The sequence below is a fragment of the Fibrivirga algicola genome (assembly GCF_011742925.1).
Classification (GTDB): Bacteria; Bacteroidota; Bacteroidia; order Cytophagales; family Spirosomataceae; genus Fibrella; species Fibrella algicola.
Map to the genome: position 1 here is coordinate 99,182 of NZ_WAEL01000012.1, position 25,243 is coordinate 124,424.

The window sequence follows — 25,243 nt, forward strand, 5'->3', positions numbered from 1 at the left end:
TAAACCTTAAATTTTCGCCTTAACCTTCGAGACATCTTTTTTTACCTGGTCTTTCAGGAGCTTTTTCTTTCCTGTTCGCAGTGCTTTTCGGTCAGCCTGAACAGCAGGTTTATCCTCGTTCACTTTATCATATTCTTTTTGGTCCCTCAGGGTGGTCAGCGTTGCTTTGTCCTCAGCTACCGTTGCTTTTCGGGTGACCAAAACAGCTTCGTTGCGGGCTTTCGTGTTTTGTTTCTTGGTTTGAGCCTGAGCTGCTGAAAAGAGCGTTGCCAGACAGAGCGCGCTACAAATGATTATTTTTTTCATGTTCGTATATTATCAATGAACTACCAATTGTGAGAGAGGGAAATCGATCGGGCGGGGTAACCACCCGTGAAATCTTAGAGCGGAGATTAGTCCCCGCTCTAAGTAATTAGGCCATCGCGTAGCTGTAATCGACAATCAGTTCGTTGTCTACGGTCCAGACGCCAGGCGCTTGCCAGGCTAGGTGGGCTGCTTCGTCTTTCTGGAAAATTGAATCGACGGTACCAGTCAATATTACCCGGTTCTCGGAAACACTGACATAGATATCCTGGTCGCCAACAGACCAGCTCCGTTGTATGGCCCGTTCGATCGCCGTTTTCTCGACATGGTCTTTAATCGACGAGTTGATCCTGATCAGGTTGGTAACGCCCTTCACACCGGCCAGATGCTTCACGGCTTTTTGCGCTGCTTCTTTCTGGTAATTCCACTCCGTGGTACCTTCCAGTTTAACCCATCCGTTTTCAACGAACACCTTCACCATGTCACTGGGAACCTCCCAATTCCACTTAAAGGCGGCCATTATTTCTCGGGCTATATCGTTATCAGTATGCGTGCTTGTTCCACTATACTCGACGGTGATCTTCTCGACCAGTGCGTTTACGCCAGCTACGTTTTTTGCCGCTGATTCAGCTTCCACTTTCTTGGCGTAGCTATCGACTATACCTGTAAGCGTGACGATTCCGTCCTGTGCCGTAACACCAATCTCGGCTGCATGCAGTAATGGCTCCCATTTAATAGCGGCCATCACATCTTTCTGCAGCTCTTCGTTTGACTTGTTCATAATGTTGGGGTTGTTTTAAGACACCCCAAACCTACTATCCCTTTGTAACCCCCATCTTGATTTGAATCATCATACCTGGTGATTCGTACTGAAGACGATCTACCTGTCAGGCCAGACGCCGAAGGGGTGCCATCTTAATGGATTCGAATCGGCAAGATTACCTACTTTTCTTAAGTCAGATCATGCCGCTACCTGAGTGTGCTCATAACGGAGTAAAACAAGGGGCTACTTTTGATGCCGTAGCTGATTAATCACAACAACCTCAATGAAAGATGGTGATGAAATCTCCTTTAAGATCTTAATTGTCAGTGTTTTAATATATAAGAGGTGCTAATTTTAGCAGTAGACTAAGGCTTTGGCTGCAAGAAAGAAATCTCTACAAATGCTCGTTTTTTAAGACAGCATACGCGAGTCGTAGTGAATCATGTGTAATACGGAAGAACCACTCAGTTTACTGAATCTGCCCAGATTAACATAATTGGCTTTATTAGCACGCAAAATGAACCCCTAATCTGTTAAGCTAATTCAAAATGGCTCAAAGGCTTAATACACAGAGTCTACTTGTAGCTTATAAAGGCGGGCCTATTTCTTCATGATTTTATTCTCAATGAAATTTATGAACTCTTTCCTGTAGGTGTCACCAATGGGTATTTCCTGTAGCTTGCCTTGCCGCCGAACGCAGATCGAGTCTTTGTTGATTAATTCAGCTTTAATGACAGGGATGATGTATGATTTGTGAATGCGGAAGAACTGATTTTGAGGGAGACGAGAACCAATGTCCCCAATTGTTAAAGCGGAGTGGAAGCGGTTGGTTTCCGTGTAGAACCAGATACCGTTACGTTCACTCTCAATCCAGCATAAATCGTCAAAATTAACCCGTTGTAAATTCCCTTCTACCCGTACGAATGTGTACGCGTCAGATGCTACTGTATCTTCCCTTTTAAGTATGTCCAGGAGCTGTTTAGCCCGTTGAACAGCTTTTGTGAAACGCTCAAACGAAAAAGGTTTCTCAAGAAAGTCAATGGCTTTATGTTCATAGCTGGGCGAGGCGTACTTAGGATGTGCCGTAGTAAAGATGTAATTCTGGGAATCTCCCATAATACGGACAAAGTCTAACCCATCAAGTGCCAGGTTAGGCATCTCCATATCTACAAAAATGAGGTCAACCTTTTCGTGCTCAAGGTACAAAATGGCGTCACTAGGATTGGTAAAACAAGCTTTGAGGTTTAGCGTGGGTACTCGCTCAATAAACTTGCGCAGCTGATTCACACTCATTTCCTCATCGTCGAGAATTAAGCAGGTCATGACCATTAGTTAAATAACTTGAGGGTACAGGAGAATGTATCATCCGTTTCATCGATCTCAAATGTGTAGTTTTCATAGGTTCGCTCAAGCCGTTGCCGGGTGTTGGCTAGCCCAATGTTGTTGCTCTCGAATCGCTGTTTTCTGTTCTTCAAATTAGTGGTGAAAAATTCAATCCGATCGTCAAATGCTTTAATATCAATGACAAAAGGGAAGTCTGGATCAGTCATATTACCATGTTTAAAGGCATTCTCAACCAGGCCAATAAGCAGGAATGGAAGTATGCCTTTAGCTTCTACGTTCCCCGTTACCGAAAATCGTATATGCATACGATAACGTAGCTGGTGAAGACTGATGAACTGCTTCATATAGTTGATTTCTTCGGATAGCTTGGCCGTATTGAAATCCTCACGCATGCTGTATCGCATGATTTCAGAGAGTTTAATAATTGAGTCAGCTAACTCCGGATCAACTTCCTGTGACCTGATATAAAAGTAGTTTAAGGTATTATAAAGAAAGTGCGGGTTCACCTGTGCTTTGAGAGCCTTTAGTTCAGTGGTCAACGTTTCCTGTTGTTGCAACAGACGACGTTCTTCTGCCACTTTGGTGGCATCGATGGCATCTTTTATGTCATCGGTTACTTCGGGAATAACCTTGAAGAGATCAAGAGCTACGCCAGCGAAGAAATAGGCAGTAGCGGTGGCCACACCTATAAAGATTATCCAAACATTAAAATAGCGCGAAGCCTGTGGCGGATTAAGATGATTAGCTTTGAGAACAGCCTGTCGATTAAGCGCCCATGCCTTTCGTTGTACCAAAGCAGATTCATAGCTAACGGATTCTGTCGGTGTCAGGTAATTGAATCGATACGAATAGCCTAACTTTCCAAACGTCACCCATGTTAATATTGCCACTATCACTACTGACCATGTAAGCATGGCCGTCCTGCCTAGGATTAGAGCGGCTAAGACAATGAGCGAATGGGCAAAGGCAAAATCGGTCAGTAACGAATCGGTCGATGGATTGCCAATGCCTAATGTGTTAACCACGCTCAAACACATCACCGATACAACACTCATCCATCGGAGTACCTTGTCAATGCGTGAGTCGCGCTTTAGTTTGGATGAGTCCAGCCGTTTCCCAAATACAGTGAAGCGAGTTTCTTTTAAGGTTACAAACGCGTAAATCCCCGAAACAAGGTTGGCGATCCCGACAAAGCCATAAATGAACCATAATCGGTAGTTAGGTACGTATGAGCCAGTGGCCAGCTTTTCGCTAATAAGAAAGATAGGAGTTAACACCAGATAGGTGATGTTAATCACATATAGTAATCGGCGTTGAACGTTGGAAAAGGGAAGGGTCAGTTGCTGCCGGGAGCGTTCGAGTAACTGTTTTAATTGCGTTTCTGCTTGATTCATTGGACAGCGGCTTTCAATTCTCTAACTAAATGGAGGAGGTATTGCTCGCTAAAAAGCAATGAACTTGGGCTAGGAGTAGTCGAAACTAGATATGTATGCGGGTGCTCTACTTAATTCAACTGATAAAGGCAAACCAACCGCTTTGATCATTACGTGCGTAGTTACACCTGGCTGAAACTGGCTCAGTCGACCCATACTTGGGCTATTTAGCAATTGATTGAGGGGGTCCTTATGATCAATCTGCCACATAGCAGTATGTACCTTAAAGTGAGCCAGTACGCTTTCCAACAGGACAGGTAACAGTTCGTTCTGCCCCTCTCCAATGTAAACCCCTTCCAAGGCTACAAACGACTGTTTTGCTGGATTAAAGAAACGACGGAGGCCTGGTGCCAAAGGGGCAACATACCGGATAAACGGTCCCAGCTTACCCGGAACATGGACCAGTTTCCAGATGATTGGGTTCGCCTGAACCCCAGCCAGTATGCGTCCGTTTTCTTCAAGGAAAAAATAGTTGTTGTTATAATTTATGTTCAGAAAGTTTTGAAAGCCGTAGCCGATATACTGACGTTGAACAAGTTTCAGAATCTTGTCAATGTCATTTGATGAGGCCATCTTCAGGCGGGCATCCTTTTTAGGTGAGAATCGCCTGAACATAAATGTTCTAAGCTCAGCTACTGACTCAAAATTTTCCCGCTTCGAAGCCGCCATCGAGCGAGTGTTTTTGCTTTCAATGTAGGAGTAGAACAGGTATGGTGCTGAGACGTTTTGGCTGATATAATTGATAGCGGTTGTTTTCAGAAGCTGCCCGTATCCTTTGCCCTGTACATCGTCACGAACGGCCAGGTAACGGCCGTAATAACCAGAAAATGATTCGCCGGAAAAACCCACCGGACGTTGATCAAGGCAGTATAATCCAATCAGTTCCTGCTGCTGGTACAGATGGAAAAAATAGGGATTATGCAGTTGACTTAGTTTAGCTTCCTGCCCGGTTTGACAGTACCGTATGCCCTTTGTGCCGTAGGTAGTATGCTGAAGCAATGTAACGGCTCGTTGGTCTGCAACAGGTGATACACACAGTGTTAAAGCGCCATTGTGGTACAAAGTCGTCTGTTCTGTAGCTATAGGATGATTTGGTTTCACAATGAATTTTACAGAAGGTAATCTTAAATATATCTAATTAGTAGAGTAGTTGGTTTGTTCGGGAAGTAGCTATTAATTGTACTCCGAAGTCCGGATGGCGGTTTGTCCTTGAGAATACCCTGTTTGTCCTGAAATCAAACCGGGTTAGCACGGTAGCCGTTTGCTAAATTTATTTGTTTGTAAACTTGCTTTACGCTTGTAGCATGTGCTGTTTGAAAAAGTTGATTATTGGGCTACACTAGCGGTGAGAAATATGCAAGTTTCTGAACCGACCTATTTGTTTACTATTGCCTCTTTACATCAATTATCGCGTGATTTGGCAAAATCAAATTTTGTACCTACTGATGCTCAGAAAGTGATTCTTGAACGGGCTCTTCAACTTCTGGATTTGGAGATAGGCTTTCAGATTTCTGAACACCCCGATTTTTCAGTCACGCTTAATCAATGGTTGGCCCTACGGGATGAGAAATAAGTTGCATACCCTTTAAAAAAGGGTATGCAACATGATATGGATATTTTATTGCTGAACGCTGTGTCGATGACACGCATAATGGCAGAGTGTATACGCGCGGCTCTGTGGCGCTGTACACAATCAAATCAGCCCAGATGATTTATGAACGTTCAGTCTGGCATTTCCTTAAAATACGTTTTGAGCGTCTTCTTTTTTGTGTAAAACTGGGTTGTTTCCATTGTTTCGTGACGTAGGTGCTGTTGAACATGTTCCAAGCTAACACCTCCTTCCAGTAACAGCTGGCCCACTGTATGCCGTAAACTATGTGCCGACATACCGGTTCGTTTAAGGCCATGTTTCACGAGTTGCTTATCTACAATGTAGCGTATTTGATGAGTCTTCATATCATCGAATAAATACTCCCCTCGACGGCCATTAGGAATTGGCCAACGGCCTGTCTCTTCCAGATAGGCTTGCAAGACATCCCGGCATCCAGCGAAAAATTTAATAGATTTCTTCGTGCTTTTACCTTTGCCCAGCACCTGTAGCTGATGTCTGTCGAAGTCCAAATCGCCCAGCTTCAGACGGGTAACCTCGACCGTTCTTAAGCCCTCCAGCCCCAACAAGACCAATACCGCCTTGTCCCGTATAGTCTCCACATCTTCCAGAATCTGGTTTCTTTCGTTCGCTTCCAGGCTGTCTTTGTAAAAAGTCCTTTCAATGGCCAGTCCCCGCACGTCGTTAATGTCGCGCAGCGCATTAAGTTGATCCTCCCCCAGCGTAAGATCATCACGTCGGCGAATGCACCAGGTTGCCAATTGCTTGATCGCTGATAGATATAGGTTAATGGTAAAAGCTGAATACTGATTGTCTTTCAAGTGCTGCACGAAGTCAGAAACCACCATCCCACTCAATGAGGCAGCATGTCCCAACGAATGCTGTTCGTCAACATACATGAAGAAAGCATTAAGCGCCTTCGTGTAGGTTTCTTTGGATCGATCGCCACGCAGGCTTTTCGCTTCGCGAATGAATCGCAACACCAGTTGGTTAGCCGCTGGGGGGATTTTGGATGTTTTAGGATCAGCTATAACGGTGGGGGAACCGATGGCCTGATAGAACAGTAGGAACTTGCGAATGGGTGATATACGATTGGGAGGTAGATTGGCCGTATATCGGGCGAAGCTCAACCCATCAATGCCGAAACCTTCTGCCAAGCAAAAGTCTACGTAAGCCCTTGCGTGCCGGGGATAGTTACTTGTCTTGGGCAGTTCAGCTGCAAAGTAGCGAATCAACTGGCTGACCGTGTAGCGGGCGATTGTCTTACCAAGGGCTCGACTAGTCTCTTCATCTTCTGCGTGCGATAAACGGATCGATGCATCAGCCATGTTAAATCTGTTGCTTTGTGAGCAAAGCTGGCAAAAAGTTTTTATTTCACCAATTCACGCAAATGAGAATTTGCAAGACGGTGAATAAGCCAAATCGCCGGAGTCTACTCTTAAGTTCATCTGGATACAAGTTGATAGTGGAGAAGGAATTACAAAAGCGCCAAACTGGGTGAGTCGTTTAGGCGATCAGAATCCGGGTTGGTAGGCTTCCTGGCTTGTATGTCGCCGTAGCATTGGCCGAAGTTGAGCGAGACTGTAAAATCGGCTTTTAAGTACGTACCCAGCCGTATAGCGTTTAATACAGAGCTGATTCCGACGGATGTCTCCCCTGGATGTCATTCGATATAACTGGCCATCCTCGCCAAAGAAGTAAGCCGGGTAACCTTCAATATCCCATACCCGCTCAACCCGGTTGTTTACAGTAACTTTTTTAGCCATGTAATTTGATTAAATCGGCTGGTGTACCTATGATTGTGCCGACGAATCCAAGCAACCAATAGCCTCTACAAAAATAGTGGTCAAAAAGGGTACAAAGAACTATTTACCATTGTCTTTCAGTATATTATAGTTCCGCGTCCTTGCGCCCTTTACTATGTTGTGCGAGATGCCCCCTACTTGCCCTTGCTTTTGTCCTATTTTTGGGCTAGCTTGTGGGCGCGGGCAGCTCGCTGTCAAGGGAACACAAGCTAGCCCAAAAATGCACGGCCATCGCGTCAGCCCATCCCCCGGATTAGATGGGTGTAGACTAAAGCCAAGGTTGGTCGAGACCGGGGGACCGTCGCCACGACTCCTGCAAGGGTGAACACTCCCTATCGGTCGCGTCAGCCCTTGCAGGAGTTGGGTGATTCGTTCATGTAAGCGGGTGTTTCACGTCTCGTGCGACATGATAACGACTTGGTAATGAACTTTCTTTTGTTGGTGTTTCGCGTTCCGGTCGACAGGTGAATCACCGTTCGACAGCGCGTTTTGGTTGGTGTTTCTGGTCCGGTTGGACAAGTTAAAGTCTGGTCGACAGCACGTCGACAATGCGTTTCAGCCGACACGAGAACGTACCTGAGTGCCGCCGTTCGACAGCTTCGGCCTCTCCCGGCATGTTTGCTTCGGCCTCTCGCGGCTTATTCGGATTTGTGCGTTGTTGGTCAGCTCTGCGGGGTCCACTTACCTCTGACAGGAAACTATCTGGTTAGCCAGCGCGGCACCCAACTCAAACAAGGATGAAAAGGTCAAAGGCACGTATCTTATGGTGAGTAAAGCGACTCCATCAGCCCTTGTGGTCGTTGGGTGACCCGGCCATGCAAGTGGGTATTCCACGTTACGTGCGACAGGATAACAAACTGATAGTGAACGGTATTTGTGGGTTTACCACGTACCTGTTGACAATTTGATCACTGTTCGACAGCGGGTCTTGGTTGGAATATCTCGTGTGGTTGGACTGGTCAAATATCCGTTAACAGCACGATCAAAATGCGTTTTTTGCGACACAGGAACGTACCTGACTTGCATCGTTTGACAGCCTATTCTGATCGGCTTCGGCCTCTCTCGGCTTGTTCGGTTACGTGCATTGTTGGTCAGCTTTGCCGGGTCCACTCGCGGTGGACAGGACACTGCCCGTCGCGCCACGGGATCACCCAACAAGGGCAAGGTTGCAAAGGTGTAACGTACCCAGTTGTGGCTTATCTTGTGGTGCACCATCAGCCCTTGCGGTCGTTGGGTGCTCTTTCAAGCGTAAGTGGGGTAAGCGGGTTCCGGTTGACAAGGTAATGCATTGATTATGAGTCGGTCCGCAGGTGCGGTTCTTTGTCGGTTTGCCACATACCTGGCGACAGAGCCAAATCTGGCGGACAGCACGTTACAAAAGCGTCACGGCCGACAAAGGAACGTACCTGACTTATCTCGCTTGACAGCCTCGGCCTATAGATCAACGTCAATGATTAACCAGTGGTGATTTATCTCCTGACCACTGGTTAACTACTTAATATCAACGATTTATGAAAACTATGTATGTTATTGCTCTACTTACGCTGGTGTTTTCGTGCAAGCGAGAACCAGAAAGCCCCGTACGAACAATATTCAAGGGGTCAATCATAGCTACTGTAAATGGTAAAAGCTGGCCCAGCTTAGTTCGAAATGGATCTGCTGTTGAGGTAGGTTATTATAGAGGTAATGGCTTCTGCAGTCCTGAAAGACGCCCTACTTTCGGTGTGTCCATTAGATACCAACCAGATCCGGGTTATCGGCTTTACGAAGAGACGAGTATGGCTTTTTATTTTCCATCAATTGCCCGCAACCTAGTAGTAGGTCCAGCTTCGAACGCAAACGAGATGGAATGTCAGCGACTAGCCCGTGGTGAAGCAATCGGGCGTTTCAACTACACTGGTTTCGACGGAACCGATGTGGTTCGATTCTCATCCTACACTGTACGAACAGATCGAACCAATCAGCTCATAATAAGTCGCATAGATACCGTCGCCAAAGTGATGGATGGTAGTTTTGAGGCTAATTTCATACGGCAGGGTTCTGGCACCTCTACTTACCCCGATACGATCCAGATCAAGTGCAGCAAGTTCGTTGCGCCCTTTTAATCAAATACTATATAGGCTCCCCAGCATCGCCGTAGATTTAGACTCGATCCACACAGATGAACGTAGCTGAGCGGTCACGACTGACAGCCTAGTCTATTCGCATCGGCATCTCGCGGCTTGCTTAGTGTTGTGTGTCGTTGGTTAGCGTTGCTGGGTCTACTCGCGGCGGACAGGAAAGTATCCGACTATACAAAACGGCACCCAACGTGGGCAAAGGTGTAAAGGTGGCAACGTACTTAAGGCCTATCTTATCGCTCTCATCAGCCTTAAAGTTTTGCCAGGTGATCTTAACGTTTCACTAATATGATCGTGTATACGTGAGTTTTACCGTCAAAAGGGGAATTATATTCTGTTCGCTGCCACGCCATTGTTTGGGGACTTTGCTCAGTTACAGTGTAGGAAAGCGCATCGTAATTGCCCTCTATGCGTAGTTGCCGGCCGTTTGTACGCCAATTAGCCGAGGTGAATCCGAAAAGGTTGGTCAACCTATTCTGGCAATCGGCTGAAGACGCAAGCTGTAATGCGCCGCCGGCTGCAAATTCATAGCGGGTTGGTCCGACACAATCTTTACCAATGTTTTGCTGATATAGCTGTAGTACATCCGTGGTAGTCCCATCCGTGGGGGAAGTAACCGCAGGATCAGCCGTAATCGTTATAATCTGCCAGCTACCGATTATTTGTGCAGAGTCAATTGCTGGCCCGGCATCCTCTTTCGAACAACCGGCTAGCAGAAACAAAGACAGCAGCATGCCGACTCTTGGTACCGTTAATCGTATCATAATCGTTGAGTACTAAATTCACTTAACTCACTTGGTAGCCGCAGCTTTCGGCTTTTTGAACAGGATGCCGGCGATATACCTGGTTGGATTTGTTTTTACATCAATGTACCCTTTCTGGATCAATACATCGAGCCGAATAAATTCTTGTAGTAGATTCTCATTACTAATAATTTCACGTATCTGGGCGCTTGTAAATCGATAATGCTGTAATAGAACCTGAGATGCTTTATTCTTCAGTTCTTCAATCGGCTGGGCATACACCAGGTCCATTTCCTCGTTGAAGGCATCAAACGCTTTATTGTCTTTTCGGGACTGTCTGCGAATTGTAAAAATGAGCGTAGTAATGAAGCGGCCTTCTCTCTTTTCGTTGACGAACACTTCGATGTCCGTCTTCTGATTAATTTCCTCCATGGCCCGTGACAAAACGGTCTGCTTGAAGTTGGACCAGCGTACGTACTGCTGGGCGTCGAGGATATCTTTCAGATCCGTAACACTAACTCGCCAAATACCTGTATCCAGAAATTTACAAAGTCTGGTATATAGGTTCTGAGCGTACTGACTGTTAAGGGACAAAGCTGCTTGGAGCTGGAGCTTGGTATACCCCTTACTGAGGTCAATCATGTACGGTACTAAATGCTTGTTCACTTCGACGGTCAGTACACCTCTGCTGTAGCGGGCCATGGGAAATACAACCACAGACGTAAATTCATGCTGGGCAGGCGAATCGAGGTACAATTGCCGGGAGGTAAGTCGCTGGGCAACCCGTTTGTATGTCGAGTAGTTAACCTCGGACGACGAATTGGGTAGCTGCAAATCAGTGATGGGAATCTTGAATGCTGGAAATTCACTTGGCAAGGTCTCCATTTCAGCAGGCCTCAGGATTTGGAGCTGCTTAATATGCCTAAGTATCAGCCAGTAAACTCGCCTTTCCAGTAAGTCGAAGTTGTTTCTAGACAGTAATAGCCGAAGTGGCTCCTGAATGTGGACGAGTTCTCCCATATTATTCGCTGATAAGTATAGCTCAAAAATATATAAAATCGATACCAAAGCAATATCAATAACCGCCATCTTGCTTTACGGTACTTCATAAACCTACTTTTATATTGCTTTATTATGCTATACGACTGAATATAAAGAACTTAGATTAATACGTTGTTACTATGTACGTATAGTCCAAAATCAACGAATCATATGTATGATATATTATTTTGAATTACAAAAAATAACATATATATAATCTGAATATTATACCTCTTAAAGCATCATTATCACAACAGCTTCTTGCTTTAAACCTACTTCTAGCTTGCCCGAATCTACCTTCATCTTGCTTAAAGAACCAATTGTGGATACTTCTATCTTGCCTGAACCTACTTACAACTTGCCTGAACCTACTTTCAGCTTGCCTGAACCTACTCGCTTCTTGCCTGAACCTACCTGCAGCTTGCCTTAAAATGACCAAACTTCCACCAACTTACTGATGAACAACTAATTCGTGTTCCAAAAAAGCAACCTATAAGTATCAAGTAGTCAAACTCTCAATTTCAGAACAAATAAAAAGAATAAACAAGTTGTAATTGATCAAAGAGGGTATAATGATCATTGCTCCTACCATAATTAATCAAATTTTTAAATCAAGAATATTAAAAGTGCTTCACAAAAATTAGTTTTACTCTCAGAGTAAAATAAGTACTTTCTCGGCTTTGTACTAAATGACTGTTCACTTACTATGAAAAAAAAGACAAAATTCAGCGATAAAGAATACCATTACCTACTCACAGGCTTATCCGAGCAAATTACTAAAGTTCCAAAGCTGAAGCCCAACAGAGATGAATGGGACATAGAGGGTAATTGGCAGGAATGTGGGGACATTCACTTTGTCGACAGTAAATACATGGCCGAGTTCGCCACTTGGCGGGATTTCGGATGCAAAACCGTGAAAATGATCAACTATGGCCGACCAGCTGTACGCATGAGTTTCTTTAGTAAGCATAAATATTGGCTCAAAAAGCCGCATGACCTCACCGAAGAAGAGCGCGACGAACACATTAATGACTACCTCAATGGCTTGTCATTATCGATTAATCAACTCCAGAACAAAATAGATCATTTACCACCACTGGCCCAGGCTGAATCTCGTCGCAAAATATATGATGCCCAACAGGAGATAGAAGCCTGGCAGCAGGTTCAGCAACAATCAGCTCAATATGAGTTGGCCGTTTCAACCTACCAACGGGGTTATGCCTATTTGTACATAAGCTACAAATACCTCTTGCCAACGGGTGAGTATGATAATGCTTCAGAGCATTTGCTACACCATATTCGTGATCGGGTCGGTAACATCACCCAAAGTAAACAAAACGTTATTTTTGTCAACATGGCAGAAATAAATCGGGTACATCCTCAGCAGAATAAAGAGATTGAGAATTACCTGAACCGTTTTTCGCTCAAGAGTACATCAGGACCCAAGTGGCTTTATGCTCGGCCAAGACCCGAGTTAGAAAGCCAGGCAGCTTTCGGTGTGCTAACGCCAACGAATGATCAGGCCCAATTAGACTTATTCGATGAATTTTAAGAAGTGCACTGGCAGCGAATAGAATGTGATCAAAAGCTACAAAGAGGGGGAGTGGCCCACATTCGTGCGAAATGTTCCACCGACTATTTCTAAGGTGTAAAACAACCCGTTAAACTGAAAAAGATTCTTGCCGTTGATTCATTGACTGAGTTTGTTGCCCGAAAACTGGCTTTAAAACACTCATTTGATGGCGTCAATAAGTGGTAAAGAAAACGGACATTTCCTTTACCACTTACGTAAACTGCACATTATTATACCGTTGGTTTATGGTTGGAACTTCATGGAACATTTCGTACGAATGTGGGCGGCCCCCCAATGTCCGACAGGGTCAGAATATCGAAATTAATGTAAGCGCTCAAGATATCGCTCAGCAAGTCCTGCTTATCGGCTAGTGCCTCAGCGAGAACCACTTTGGGAAAGCCTCCAAAATGAACGTACTCCACCTAGTAGCTTTTAAGCCGCTCGTACTCGGTCGGCACAAACTGAGCGGCCTCCGGCCACAGGTCAGGGCCGAAGCTACCACGCCCCGGAAGGTGGGCAGTTCGCCAATGGTAAGGGGGTAGACACGAAAGAAACACTGCTTGCGACCCGCCAGTGACTCGGTAAATCGGTTTTTCAGGGATTATGCACTGGATTCGTTGAGCATAAAGTAGTACTATTCTATAAGTGCAGTATACGAATAGTACTACTATTGTGAACAGCAATGGCTCCGGTCGCTGAGTCTACCCCTCCTAAGTCCCTCTTTCATGTAACTATCCCTGTCAAGTTGAGGTAAGGGTACGTAGGGTATTTATCCATTTTCCCCCTAGCTTTAACCTATGGAATATGATCAGGAATTAATCGCCATCGACTGCCTCAACGCCCTGTTCTGGAACTACAGCCGCGACGACATCAACGCCTTAAAAAGCGGTTCGTCAGACTTTGCCTACGTTTGGGATACCTACATCGCCGATAAACAGGGCGAGAAATCCTTTAACGAGCTGTGGCACTGCTGGATGGTCAAATTCAACCTGACGACTAAAACCCTTTTGCTAGACCATGCCCTCGCGCGTTACCGCGCGGAGAAGCAAGAGGCGCTGCAGAGCGCACGGGTAATGAGCCGGTTTCTCGACAATCAGAATGAAGAATAAGCCCCTTGACTTAACGTTGATGAACGTACCCAACCAGCTGGTGACGGAACTGGCTGGCCCGGCCTATCACCAGGAAATCAGCTAATTAGCACAACCGCTTAACTAGATGCCTACCACTGCTCCATCAACTCATTCTGCATTACCGGCCTGTTGGATTCTGGATCGGACTGTCGTTAAGTGGCAACGTAAATCCTTTACGGTCGTGGGAATTATGGATTTACGGATTCGTAAAGCCCTACATTGGCAGGTGCTGCGCCCGGTTACACCCCAGGCCGTGGCCCAGGTGCTCGACGAGACAATCCAGCAATACGGTTCTCCGCCCGCATTGGTAATCGGAGTCGACCCACTCTTTAAGAGCCCGGCGTTGCTGGCCGCCTATCAAACTCATCAGTGTCTGCCCCTCGACTTGCGGCAGGGTAAATCGTCAGTTTCTATATTTATTCGAAGTCTGTGGCGTAATCTGGCCTGGGAAGGGTTGAGTTGGAGCCAGCCGGAGACGGAAGCGGCATTCCGCCAAACGATTGATACCTGGCTCAAACACTACAATCAGGAGCGCCCGCATCAAGCCCTGGGCTATAAGACCCCAACGGCACAGTGGCAGCAAACTGTTCTTGCATCGGTGGAAAAATCTGTGTCGCACCAGCCAAGGGATGAGGCGGCGATCATTCCCTTAACAATTCGTCTTACAGGAACAAACCCGCTGATTTGGCGGCGGGTGTTAGTCTGTTCCTCCATGACGTTTTCTCAACTGCACCAAGTCATTCAGCTCGTAATGGGCTGGAAAAATGCTCACATGCATGAGTTTAGGGTGAATGCACTCGCATCGGGCCAATAAATGAGGCGTTGGAGACCGACGACGAGCCCATCGATGAGGCGCAGGTGCGTTTGCAGGAGGTGCTTTCGCCTTCCAGTACGCAGTTTCAGTATACCTATGATTTCGGAGACGGTTGGGAGCACCAGATTCAGATAGAACCAGAGCAACCCGCCCAAGCGGCGACCCAATATCCCGTCTGCACGGCAGGTGAGCGCAATTGCCCGCCCGAAGATTGCGGAGGCGTACCCGGCTTTGAAAACCTGCTGGCGGTGTTGCATAACAAAACACATCCTGCCCGGGACCAATGGCTGAACTGGTTGGGCGGCGCTTACAATCCCGATTCGTTTAACCTCACGACCATCAACCGGCAACTGGCTAAACGGTTTCTCTGAGGGGCATTCTATCCGTTTCGTACCCGTTCTACAACTGATCTTTCCGAGCATTGGCAGGAGAAGCAACTGAATGAATATATTATTCGTTTTTTTAGCTCATTGAGTCTGGCTACATCAACTCGAGGTACTGGCCGTAGTGTTACCCTCATTTGTGGTTACCCTGTCGCATAACTTCCTGCTTCACACGCGGCAGTTCGATTTCTTAAGCCAGGTACATATCCTGAAGAGCTGACCATTCCAGATCGACGGTCGGCCCATTCGGGATACACAAAGGGGCTTGCAGGCAAAGCTATACACCAGATCGTGTCAACCTATTTCATGGAGATGCCTACCGTTTCATAAAGCCAATTATGTTAAGCAAAATGTCTAGGTGAACCATCAAAATTGGATTAGCTCGCTCCAGAGAGTACACATCAAACCAATTGGACAGCCTTACTAGCCATCAACCCACCGATTTGAAGAAAGGCTTAGCGGGGGGCAGCAGTTACCGGTTTGGCCCTGGGCTCACCAAGCAGAAAAACGGTTCTCAATCCGTTTGTATCCGTTAGAAGACCGATTCGGTAACCGATTCCAAACCGTTTTATCCGTTTTTAAGCCGTTCACGTAACGGTTTCGGCCTACGTTTCACCTACTAACAGCGCTCTTAGGAATAATACCAATGCGGTTCACGGCTAAGTAAAGCTGGTAAAAACGCGGCCCTGAAGCGGCATAGAACGACGGACACGGCATGGGGCGGATAGGCTTCACTCGCCTTGCTTAAAAAAATTCGGATTGCGGAGTTTACCGTATGAATTTAAGGATGGCTGTCCTGCTAAACAGGATGCTTTATTAGCTTCAACCCACTGATCAGCAAATGATCAAAATCATGATCAGCCGTATGCAACTCCATATTCAGATACAAAGCGATGGCGGCAATCCAGAGGTCATTCTTACCCATATTACGGGCGCTGATGCCTAGTGGCAACGGCGTCTGTTTTGATCTTCCCTGACTGAATACATCGATCTCAGCATAGAAGCGCGTCACCTCCCAGTTCAGGTTCACGATTGGACATGAGTCGATCAGGTGGATGAATTTCACTTTTTAACACCCCCAATCATTTTTCAAGGCTAGTGCTTCCAATTCGCTAACGACCACAATCGGCATCACTACGCGGATGGGCAACAGGGTCTGCGTCCGTAACATGACGGATAACCAGATTGGTATTGAAGATCATTGGTCAGACCGGAGTTGCCTTTCCATCTCATCCCATTCAGCCTCGGAAAAACCTAGATGCGGTACCGTAAGCAAATTGAAAAAAAATTGATCAATAAGCAATCTCCAAACGACGGTTTTGTACGAAAATACTCGTATTAACAAAAATGTAGTGCAAGAGATAATTTTTGCACTACATTTTTGTTAATCAATACTACAGATATAGTATTAATCGCTGAGTACAGTTATAAGATTATCCTACAACTGAATTCTTGTCAGCGCAGACCATCTCGTCGCTAGTGCGAGCTTTCCCTATGTATATAAGGCCGCTATTTAGCGTGTTAATAGTCTGTGCGTTCGCAGTTTTGCGAAGCACCGGGAAGCTGATTTGCTTCTTCATAGTTTTAAATTGTTTATGTTAAACTGAAATTAAATTTACTATAGAATCAAAAGATTTTTGTTGTCTCTCAAACTGGTCAATTAGACCTAAATAAAAATTCTGTCTATAACTTGACAAGCACTCATTCTGCGAGATAGGTAGGCTCTTCGTAAGCTGTGAGAGATGACAACGTCCTCCACACAAGTACCTCAAATCGCATGATTTACATAGGGGTAATTTATCAACAAGCGATGCTTGATAACCCCTCATAATACCCTCTACAATTTCTGTAGCATTTGTCTTAAGAAAATTTCCTTGAATAAACCGAGGTGTTAAACAAGGTGAAACACTGCCATTTGCGTATATAGCCAAGGATGTACCATAGCCACAGTTGCTACGTTTAGCAATCTTAGATGGGACGAAATTTCCCCTAAGTAATTGCGGGGTAATGATGTTTAATGTTGTAACAAACTCTTTATGAGTGAGCGGTTCATGAGTATTAGCTAATCCACGCCCTTCTAATATATAATTGGCTATTTCCACATTTACCATGAACGGAAGACCGTCAACAAACGAAACCATATTATTTAATAGGTTCTCGCGGTTGCTTCTCATCAGAGTCATATTCAACGTGATTGGTATCCCGTTTTCAGCAATAATGTATAGTCCTTTCAGTGCCTTTTTATAGGCACCATGGCCCCTGATTTTATCATGCACCTCCTCAGTTGATCCATCAAAACTTACAGACACCTGCTCTAAGTATGGACTGACCTTTTTAGCGAATTCATTGGTCCATAACATTGCATTCGTAAGCATACTTATTGAGCACCCGAATTGGCTGTACGCTTCTTCAACGAAGTCCAAGAGCCAAGGGACCGTAAGAGGCTCCCCACCGCTTATACTCAAATGTACGTTCTCATGATAAGCTGCTACAGCCTTTATTATTTCTATCCAATCTTCTTTCCCTAATTCATTGTTAAAAGGCTTCCCCGACTCTACATAACAATGTGAGCATCTGATATTGCATCGGTTTGTTAAGTGTACTTGAATAGTGAAGTAATCTTTCTTACGCGTAGAAGATTGTTTCTGAAAACTATGATTATTAACCTTAGTCAGCAAAGCTTGTAAGTACTTCGCGCTCACCTCGTCGCTGTAGCCATACGAGCGGATAGCATCAAATGCGTCACCAATTGTAGCACCTCTCAGTAACCTTCTTAATGCTTCAGTCTCTGGGTTTTCCAAAGCAACCCAGCTCGGCTGCTGAACATCGATAAAAAGTGTCTTCTCGCCAATCGTATGTATAGATACATCCTCCGGCAAGCTCAACTTGTCCTCGAAATCCAATGTAATGATGTCCGATTGCATAGCGATTAGTTTTATCTAACTTACACGTTGAAACCCACGAAAAATCTCACTATTTGATCGAAGTAACAGGAATTATTTTCCTAGAGTTCGTTTTTGCCAAATAATTGTTGGGTTTAATGGGAAAATTCATAATAATATTTTGTTATTTTTCTTATTAATTGAATTTTATTCTATCTGAAAGATTTACCAACTTAAAACGCTGTTACACAGCAGTTTATGCAATGACAAAATATTTACTTTCTCAATGGAAAGCAATTGAATTGTTTTGTAAGGTTGTATGCAAATATGAGATTTTGCAAAAAGAAGGAGGCAACAATAGCGGGCTTAACAAGCAGACATCATTAAAAGTATCTGATTTTCAAAACAATAATTTGCTGTTACAAACTCTACGCAAGTATGAAAGTCCTAATTACTATAGGCCTTTCGGTGATATATACATGAAGCAAATTGCTGAGAAAGAGGGCATATCAAGGCATTATCCAAAAGCTCTATACGATCTTAGTCTTGAGATACGCTTCTCAGAACCAGTCGTAAGAACGCTAGATGAGCTTTTGCTACTACTAATTTTTATAGGTGAGCGAAGCAGCCTGACGAACTTCACAGCTTTAGAGGAATGGAGACCAAGCGACAGACAACGTAAATTTGAGAACAGCCGTTGGTGGCTATATTACTACGAACAATATGTTGATCCTGAAAATCAGACAGAAGTAGTAGGTCTTACTCGGGCAGTAGTACATCTAAAGCCGTTTGCTGAACTAGTCATAAACAATATTGACGCTTCTGAAGGCTTACCAGGTAAGCTGGGAACGTACAACGGCCAATACAGTATATACGGTCGAACAGGAAAGCACCTTCTGCTTCAAGGACGCTTGGGTAATGACCAAGCTAGAGACTTACATATCTTACTACATATTGGAGATGAAGAGTTTGACGCAGGCGAAATTGCTTTGGGTCAATTCCATAATGTAAACGACACCATATACTCTGGTACTATAATATTGGAAAAAGTTTCACAACGAGGAAGTTTGAGACCAGCCTTCTTTGAAGCGGGTGATAGCCAGATAGATAGTGTATACTGGGACTTCTTTAAAGAGAAACATAAAAACCGTATTAGGGTCAAATCAGATATGAAATCGAAAGGTAAACTAAGAGTTTGGATCGACAAAAAACGGAGAAAAGAAGAAAATAAGGGCAAGTAATGTTTCTGGCTCACGGTGGGGCGGAACCCCAGGATCCAAGGGTTTCTTATGCATGTGCCGCCCCTGATATACGCAGAAGTCGAGTATGAAGGAATTTGAGCGTATATCAGGGGCGGCACATGCTTATGAAACCCTCATGGCCTTAGGACAGGTAGCTTTGCCGTCTCGTACAAAATCCGTCATTTCACCTCAATCAACTGATTTAAGGTAAGTTTGACTTATACTCTGTTCACGGCGATCTGGAGGGGTTACGCGTTCGTAGAGCCTACAAAAGCTTGCCCATACTGTAAATCTGAATAGATTTTCCTGTAGCATACGTCAGGTTTCAGACGACTCATTATGAACTGTGTTAAAAGTCAAGTAAGCGAGCGTAAAACTGGCCGATAATTAGGGTCAAAATCCTCGTCGAACTTTATAACCGCAAAAGCCTGACGAAGCAACTTGTAAACCACAGTCACCAACGCCAGCGTGGTCGACTTACCAGCCGCCTTTAAACGTTGATAAACCTCTTGGCAAGGCTTATTATAGCGGATCGCTAACCAAGAGGCCATATACAACATGGCTCGTAATTGAGGATCGCCGGTCTTACAAATCCCCTTGGTGGTTTTGGATTTACCCGACTGATAAACCACCGCTACCACGCCAATGTATTTAGCTAATGCCTTGGTCGTATGAAACTGGCGAAAGCCTCCCGTTACGTCAATCAAGGCAGTAGCAATAGTTGTAGAGATACCCACAATGGATGTTAATCGATGGATCTGGCTGGGGAAGTGCTGCTCAGTCAACTGCTGAATCTCGCCCATTAACAGGGTAATAGCTTCCTGAAAGTGAGCTAACATCTGCGTCAAACTCACTTGAACCTGATCATCCTTGATAGGCAAAGGCGAGAATGAATGGGCTAGATTAGCCAGAGCGCGTTGCTGCTTTTTGTACTGACGAAGCAGCGTTCATTTTTGTCTTAGACACAGCATCATGTCACTATCCATCTCATAAATAGGAGGTTGTGCCATCTGTCCATAGCGAGCTAATAGGACCGCATCACTCATGTCAATCTTGGTCACGGAAAGTTGCATCTTGCCGAAATGGTGGCTCTGCTTGGGGTTAATGACCGAGATGGCGATACCTGCCTGGCAAAGTAGGTAAATGAGTAGCACCGAGTAAGATCCGACGGTCCGCCGCTGCGGTGGCTTCAAGAATAACGTGAGTCTCTTTGAGGAGTGCTTTGTTTAATCGACGAATACCCTCAGGTGCGTTCGTAAAGTTACTCACTTTCCAGGTGTCTGCGCTTAGCGGGAGTGCTACCGCCAGGGTGTCCTTAGAGACGTCAATGCCAACATACGTTTTCATGGGTCAAAGGGGGAAAAGAAGACAAGGAGTAGCGTACTGAGCGCTCAATTTTGCTAGCTTAACATACTATACACGGCGTTGACCAGTTGAACTGTCCAAGCTTCCAAAATTGACCAATGTGGGTCGAGACATAAGATACGGGCTTGGCCCATGTTATGTCTCGACCCACATTGGTTGCTCTTCTTAGCAGTCAAATTAAGCAGGAAGGGGACAAAATCGGACTGCGCTTCAAACGTAGTATGTTAAGGGAAACCTGACAGCTTGACCCACTGTAAGGACAACCGCTGCGCTAGCATAGCGGCTATCCCTGCCCTGAGAAATCAGGGACGGCAGATGGGCACACAAGCACCCGTTTTGGGGTCGCAACGGTAGCGCAAGACACCGTTTGAACAATGCACGTCGTTTAAGTCGGAAAACCGCTCGCGAAGGGGCGCAAAGTTTTCGGCAAATCTATCGAACGAGATTCTTTGTGCACCGTCTGGCACAAATTGTGTTTCCCATGCAGCCTCTATATCGCTAGAGGCGGGAGCATCGATTTCACACACCCGAAACTGCATCAGCTCAAACGGCAGGTTCCTTTCCTGAAAAAAATGGTTTACCATAGCGGCAAGGTCATCGACATTGTCTTCGAGCAGTTCAAAATTTTTAGGGCTAATTGGGGTCAGCATCGGGATAGGGAGTTAGTCGGTTAAACGAACATGGAGTTTGAGAGTATCGGTGGCCGTAGGCACAGTCTTGACAGTAGCTCGCAGTATTACGTCGGTAGCAGCAACAAATTCACCAGGTGAATAATAGGCGATCACCTGTCCAGTATTGTCACTGGTTTTCAGGGTGTTGCCTGTTCTAAACCGCCCGTTTGCGGAGGTTGTTCCGTTGGGCATTAGATCCGAAAACTCCACCTCGGTCCCTCGGGAGGGTGCCCGGCCGTCTTTGTTGAGTAGGCGGGCCGTCAGCACTACATCACCCCGAAATCCCGACAGTGCGCCAAGGGTATTTGCCGTTAGTTGCAGCTTCTCGGGTAGAGAAGGGAGCACACTTATCACTTGTCGGGCTATATAGTCGCGACGGAGTTCAGCATAGGCCATTTCGGCAGCTACAGTCAGGCTTGTTGGAGAGGCGACGATGGGGGCCAGTAGCGTGACGCTGGCCACCAACCGGCCATCCACAAATTCGGCTGCTTTGGTGGTGCGACCGTCTTTAGCTTCAGCATAGCTACCACCGGTGGTCTGAAAGACCACCGTCCGTTTATCGGAGTCTATGTTAGGGTTTAGAAAGGCCGATACAGTCACGGTCGAAGCCCCGTCGGCGGTTACGGTCGAGCTGCTAACGGTCATTTCGCTAATAAGATTGGCCGTTAGCAGTTCATCAGGTTTGCAGGTCAAGAGTAACAACGAAAGGGTTAGTAGGTATGTCAGGTACGTTGTTTTCATGGCGTTCAGAAGAAGCGACGGGTGAGCTGATTGATTGCATTGGTAATGTCGACATCGAACGAGAGCGATACGTAAGGAGCTACAATGATGGGCTTCTCGCTGATAAGCGGGTTTACGTTTGTGCGCCTGAGGAAGAAAGGCCCTGTACCTAGGCGGATGCTGCGATTGAGCCGATAGTTGACACCCACGAACAACGATGAGTTATTGAAGAAATCGCCAAAGTCAGGGTGTTTGATTGGCTGTACCGTAATAGCGACCGTAAAAGAAGTACGATACCAGAACCGGGCTTCACGGGGTGCATACCTGGGTTTTAAATTTTTGTCGATAGGCCGAAACCCCAGGTTAAAACCGAGCAACAGTTTAGGCAGATAGGTAAAGGTACCGTCGGAGCCAATGGGAAGCGTATTGGCAACACCAATCTCAGGAATCAGGTAATAGCTTGAACCTGCCTGGATGGTCTCGAAACCCGACGACGCAATCAGCAATTGTCCATACCAGAAATCAGAGTTCCTCTGAATCTGCTTCACCATCTCTTTATAGTTGTCAGCCAGTAGCTTTTCTTTGTCAAAAAGGGCGCTTTCTAGCTTGGTCACCACCTGTTCAAACTGAGAGAAATTGGGATCAGTGGGCGCTTTCTGTCGCAGGTTGAGGGCCAACAATTTGAGCCGCCCCACCATTCGCCGCGAATTAGCGAGGTTGACAAGCCGGGCCGGGAAGTCGTGAGCGTCGGTGGGTTTTTGTTGGGCTATAGCAAACCGCTGGGTGCCACGAAGCACAGCTTCAAGGTAGGTCTGCTCTGTAAGTAGGTTCATCGCCGCTAACGCATTGGAATCAACTTTAAGCGTGAACGCTTCGGGAAAAATGAGTTGTTTGGGGAGGTTGTCGATCGCTAAGCGCAACGAGGCTGCCGCCGAAACATCCTCAATCCCGTTGAGTAATGGCGTTACTTGGGTAGCGTAAAACGTTTGTGTGCTTGAGAACGTAGCGTGGTAGTAGTTTTTGGGAATGACATTAAGCGTGGATGGCTCAACCTTCGAGACGTCTAACTTGTCACTAAATACCTGTTGGGCATCAAGGGGTTTTGAGGCGTGTAGCAGCGAAAAAACCTTGAAAAGGTGTTTCAGCAGGTCATCGGAAAAGGCATTTATTAGTACAATATCGTAATTGGTATTGGGTTTCAGGGGAGGAATACCCATGTAGAGTACGCCGTCTTCGAGAGAAAAGGTGGTGCCCTTAATGGGGTTGATCATTTTAAACAGGTTCTTACCTTTTGTATTTGCCGCCTGATTAAACCGATCAATTGATTCTGCCTCAGCGACGTCATAGACAAATACGTTTTGAATAGTTGCCTCTCTGGGCACTGTCATCTTGAGGATAAACGGGCGATCAAAAGGGACGCGCCTGCTCGGCTTAAAGGTCGCCATGTCGATGCTTATTACTTCATCGTTGAGGGGCGAACCACTCATGGGTTGTGCCATGGTGCGATATGTCCCTATCAGAAGTAGGCTATAGAGCACTAAGAAAAGGGAACGAGTAGTAATTGTATGTCTCATGTCGAATGAACGGCTACGTCGAGCGGAAGATAGGCCGCTCAATCAAGCACAGCTATGGGAAACCCCTCGTATTTAAGGTGGGAAAGCGCAGGATTAATTCCAGCCAGTTTGGCTAATAGTGAGTCGAGAAATGGTGAATTTGTAGGAAAACCAGTGTCGTCCTCTTCCGAATAATTACCTGACATTTGTCAGCTTAAAGCACGGCATCTTGTTGTCCTTGTCCTGACCCCTAAAAGGGAGCCGATGATAAGTAGAGTAAAAAAACTAACTTCCTTTTTGATAGTTGTGACTGTAGTTGAGGCAAGCACTGACTATTCTGTCATTTAATTACTGTACCTACTATGCATTGGTCAGTTGTAGCTTACAATCGACAGCCTGACCGTAGCCATCAACCATTGAGTTCAGGAAGACCCGCAGCCGCGCGGAAAACAGCGTCAGAGGCAAATACCTCTAAGTCGTTTTCTGCGGGGTCTTTACCGGGAAAATCTTTATCCATTAGTTCCCGGACTTTTCTCTTCCAGCGCTCGCCCATGCTGACAGTTTTCTGCACTACTGCCAGCGCCCGTGCTTTGGTCTGATCCAGCGTAATCTGATCGGTTGAATTATTGGCCAGTAGCCATTTCATTTTCTGCCCATAGGCTGCAGCCAGATTAGTCCACACCCCCGCCGAAACCAAGTTTTTGCTATCACCAACGTACTCTTCCCCAAATCGGATTGCGTCATCGAAGCCTTTTGGTGGATCTAGATAGAGTGCCACGTACGTTAAAAACCGATACACGTTTCGGCGCAGAACTTTGTCTGTTTCGGACGTCAGACGGTTGTACGCCTCTCGTAATTGCTGATAAGCCATTTCTTTGGCTCCGCTGTAGTACAGGGCTGTAGCGTAGGCAAACCGGCTGGCCGGGTCTTCGCTCAGTTCGCTTATAACTGTGCCATAAGCCTTCACAGCATTTGCATAATTACCCAGAGAAAGCTGCGCTTTGGCCCAAACCGAACGCTCAGTGGGAGTGCTTAGGTTGGCAAGTGGCTTGCTTGCTACGTTTTTAGCAGCTTTCTTGTCATCATCAGTCAAGGGCGTAACCTGTTTTTCCTGACCTGGTTCCGGTAAGATCAAATTCTCAACCCGCTGCCGGTCCTCTTGCTGCTGCAGCATAGCGTTCTGGTCGGCCCGGCTAAACGCACCAGTGATGTAAAGCCGCGTGATGAGGTAAGCCCCAATAAACCCTAGTATGATGAAATAGACAATCAGTCCGGCCGCAAAATGCTGTGTGTTCGGGCCGATTCCGGTGGCAATGTAATCGGCCGCCCGTTTGAGCCGGGCCGGGGCCGTTCGCAGCTCAACCAGCCCCAGCCCAACAATAATTTTGGTGAGCCAGTCAGAAATCTGCTCTAAGTTGGTGTTCACCCGCAAGTCGTAGCTATTGGGTGTCCGCTGCGCCGAGGCAGCTGATGGCGCTACTGAAGGTGTGGCCGCGTTGAGAGGCACCGCCGTTACTGCGTTCCCTTGAAGCACCTTTGGAATACCAAAAAGGAAACCAATCAGGGCACCCAGCATAAAACAGGCAAACGCCCACAAAACCGCCGTGTGGGGTTTGCCGCTGACCGATCCGTTCCAAACAAATCCTATTCCTATACTGAAAGCAATAAACAGGTAAACAGAAACGCCGACAGTATCGCTCAACAGCCGTTTCTTTGTGCTTAATTCGTCTGTGGTTTTCATCAGCGCTGA

Annotated in this window: 23 protein-coding genes; 7 read left to right on the plus strand and 16 right to left on the minus strand. The window is 46.1% G+C overall.

Annotation, left to right across the window (positions count from 1 at the left end; genetic code table 11):
• Positions 1 to 6: 6 nt before the first annotated feature.
• From F7231_RS25210 to F7231_RS25230, 5 genes are all read right to left on the minus strand, one after another.
• Complete coding sequence (locus F7231_RS25210; protein ID WP_166694007.1) at positions 7 to 306, minus strand: hypothetical protein; 300 nt, start codon at positions 304 to 306, stop codon at positions 7 to 9.
• 106 nt (positions 307 to 412) lie between these two features.
• Positions 413 to 1,084 (minus strand): BON domain-containing protein, encoded by a 672-nt coding sequence (locus tag F7231_RS25215; protein WP_166694008.1) that lies wholly within the window; start codon positions 1,082 to 1,084, stop codon positions 413 to 415.
• A 582-nt stretch (positions 1,085 to 1,666) separates the two neighbouring features.
• A complete protein-coding gene (locus F7231_RS25220; protein WP_229370349.1) occupies positions 1,667 to 2,389 on the minus strand; it encodes a LytR/AlgR family response regulator transcription factor in 723 nt (240 codons plus the stop codon).
• Positions 2,390 to 2,394: 5 nt separating this feature from the next.
• Positions 2,395 to 3,804 (minus strand): sensor histidine kinase, encoded by a 1,410-nt coding sequence (locus F7231_RS25225; RefSeq protein WP_166694010.1) that lies wholly within the window; start codon positions 3,802 to 3,804, stop codon positions 2,395 to 2,397.
• A 69-nt stretch (positions 3,805 to 3,873) separates the two neighbouring features.
• The gene (locus tag F7231_RS25230) at positions 3,874 to 4,842 is read right to left on the minus strand and encodes a GNAT family N-acetyltransferase (protein ID WP_229370351.1); all 969 of its coding nucleotides are present in this window, start codon (positions 4,840 to 4,842) and stop codon (positions 3,874 to 3,876) included.
• Positions 4,843 to 5,149: 307 nt separating this feature from the next.
• On the opposite strand from F7231_RS25230, the gene F7231_RS25235 reads away from it, so the two are divergent.
• Entirely contained in the window at positions 5,150 to 5,416 is a 267-nt protein-coding gene (locus F7231_RS25235) for a hypothetical protein (protein WP_310589395.1), read from the plus strand.
• A 149-nt stretch (positions 5,417 to 5,565) separates the two neighbouring features.
• Here the strand turns inward: F7231_RS25235 and F7231_RS25240 are convergent, their stop codons facing one another.
• Positions 5,566 to 6,780, minus strand: a complete 1,215-nt coding sequence (locus tag F7231_RS25240) for a tyrosine-type recombinase/integrase (RefSeq protein ID WP_166694012.1) — start codon at positions 6,778 to 6,780, stop codon at positions 5,566 to 5,568.
• Positions 6,781 to 9,035: 2,255 nt separating this feature from the next.
• On the opposite strand from F7231_RS25240, the gene F7231_RS25245 reads away from it, so the two are divergent.
• Positions 9,036 to 9,362, plus strand: coding sequence for a hypothetical protein (locus F7231_RS25245; RefSeq protein ID WP_166694013.1), 327 nt, complete (start codon positions 9,036 to 9,038; stop codon positions 9,360 to 9,362).
• Between the two features lie 287 nt (positions 9,363 to 9,649).
• Here the strand turns inward: F7231_RS25245 and F7231_RS25250 are convergent, their stop codons facing one another.
• The gene (locus tag F7231_RS25250; protein ID WP_166694014.1) at positions 9,650 to 10,141 is read right to left on the minus strand and encodes a hypothetical protein; all 492 of its coding nucleotides are present in this window, start codon (positions 10,139 to 10,141) and stop codon (positions 9,650 to 9,652) included.
• 27 nt (positions 10,142 to 10,168) lie between these two features.
• Complete coding sequence (locus F7231_RS25255) at positions 10,169 to 11,140, minus strand: replication initiation protein (RefSeq protein ID WP_166694063.1); 972 nt, start codon at positions 11,138 to 11,140, stop codon at positions 10,169 to 10,171.
• A gap of 727 nt (positions 11,141 to 11,867) precedes the next feature.
• On the opposite strand from F7231_RS25255, the gene F7231_RS25260 reads away from it, so the two are divergent.
• The 4 genes from F7231_RS25260 (at position 11,868) to F7231_RS27550 (ending at position 15,049) form a co-directional block, all read left to right on the plus strand.
• Positions 11,868 to 12,713, plus strand: coding sequence for a hypothetical protein (locus tag F7231_RS25260; RefSeq protein WP_166694015.1), 846 nt, complete (start codon positions 11,868 to 11,870; stop codon positions 12,711 to 12,713).
• Between the two features lie 818 nt (positions 12,714 to 13,531).
• Positions 13,532 to 13,843: a hypothetical protein gene (locus F7231_RS25265; RefSeq protein ID WP_166694016.1), complete on the plus strand. Its 312-nt coding sequence runs from the start codon at positions 13,532 to 13,534 to the stop codon at positions 13,841 to 13,843.
• Between the two features lie 106 nt (positions 13,844 to 13,949).
• Positions 13,950 to 14,678, plus strand: a complete 729-nt coding sequence (locus F7231_RS27545) for an IS1096 element passenger TnpR family protein (RefSeq protein WP_166694017.1) — start codon at positions 13,950 to 13,952, stop codon at positions 14,676 to 14,678.
• A gap of 8 nt (positions 14,679 to 14,686) precedes the next feature.
• The gene (locus F7231_RS27550) at positions 14,687 to 15,049 is read left to right on the plus strand and encodes a plasmid pRiA4b ORF-3 family protein (protein WP_166694018.1); all 363 of its coding nucleotides are present in this window, start codon (positions 14,687 to 14,689) and stop codon (positions 15,047 to 15,049) included.
• Between the two features lie 811 nt (positions 15,050 to 15,860).
• On the opposite strand, the gene F7231_RS25280 is transcribed toward F7231_RS27550, so the two are convergent.
• Together F7231_RS25280 and F7231_RS25285 are read right to left on the minus strand one after the other, a co-directional pair.
• On the minus strand, positions 15,861 to 16,127 hold the full coding sequence (locus tag F7231_RS25280; protein WP_166694019.1) for a PIN domain-containing protein: 267 nt from the start codon (positions 16,125 to 16,127) through the stop codon (positions 15,861 to 15,863).
• A gap of 532 nt (positions 16,128 to 16,659) precedes the next feature.
• The gene (locus tag F7231_RS25285; RefSeq protein ID WP_166694020.1) at positions 16,660 to 17,985 is read right to left on the minus strand and encodes a radical SAM/SPASM domain-containing protein; all 1,326 of its coding nucleotides are present in this window, start codon (positions 17,983 to 17,985) and stop codon (positions 16,660 to 16,662) included.
• Positions 17,986 to 18,143: 158 nt separating this feature from the next.
• Between F7231_RS25285 and F7231_RS25290 the strand changes: the two genes are divergently transcribed.
• Positions 18,144 to 19,184, plus strand: coding sequence for a hypothetical protein (locus F7231_RS25290; RefSeq protein ID WP_166694021.1), 1,041 nt, complete (start codon positions 18,144 to 18,146; stop codon positions 19,182 to 19,184).
• Between the two features lie 356 nt (positions 19,185 to 19,540).
• Here F7231_RS25290 and F7231_RS27520 read toward each other — a convergent pair whose 3' ends face one another.
• From F7231_RS27520 to F7231_RS25315, 6 genes are all read right to left on the minus strand, one after another.
• Complete coding sequence (locus F7231_RS27520) at positions 19,541 to 20,065, minus strand: transposase (RefSeq protein WP_229370353.1); 525 nt, start codon at positions 20,063 to 20,065, stop codon at positions 19,541 to 19,543.
• 66 nt (positions 20,066 to 20,131) lie between these two features.
• Positions 20,132 to 20,338, minus strand: a complete 207-nt coding sequence (locus F7231_RS27525) for an IS110 family transposase (protein ID WP_310589397.1) — start codon at positions 20,336 to 20,338, stop codon at positions 20,132 to 20,134.
• Between the two features lie 513 nt (positions 20,339 to 20,851).
• Positions 20,852 to 21,199 (minus strand): hypothetical protein, encoded by a 348-nt coding sequence (locus tag F7231_RS25300; RefSeq protein ID WP_166694022.1) that lies wholly within the window; start codon positions 21,197 to 21,199, stop codon positions 20,852 to 20,854.
• Between the two features lie 12 nt (positions 21,200 to 21,211).
• The gene (locus tag F7231_RS25305) at positions 21,212 to 21,961 is read right to left on the minus strand and encodes a hypothetical protein (protein WP_166694023.1); all 750 of its coding nucleotides are present in this window, start codon (positions 21,959 to 21,961) and stop codon (positions 21,212 to 21,214) included.
• Between the two features lie 5 nt (positions 21,962 to 21,966).
• On the minus strand, positions 21,967 to 23,439 hold the full coding sequence (locus F7231_RS25310; RefSeq protein WP_166694024.1) for a hypothetical protein: 1,473 nt from the start codon (positions 23,437 to 23,439) through the stop codon (positions 21,967 to 21,969).
• A 463-nt stretch (positions 23,440 to 23,902) separates the two neighbouring features.
• Positions 23,903 to 25,234 carry a tetratricopeptide repeat protein gene (locus F7231_RS25315; RefSeq protein WP_166694025.1) on the minus strand — a complete coding sequence of 444 codons (1,332 nt, stop codon included), beginning with the start codon at positions 25,232 to 25,234 and terminating at the stop codon, positions 23,903 to 23,905.
• Between the last annotated feature and the right edge of the window lie 9 nt (positions 25,235 to 25,243).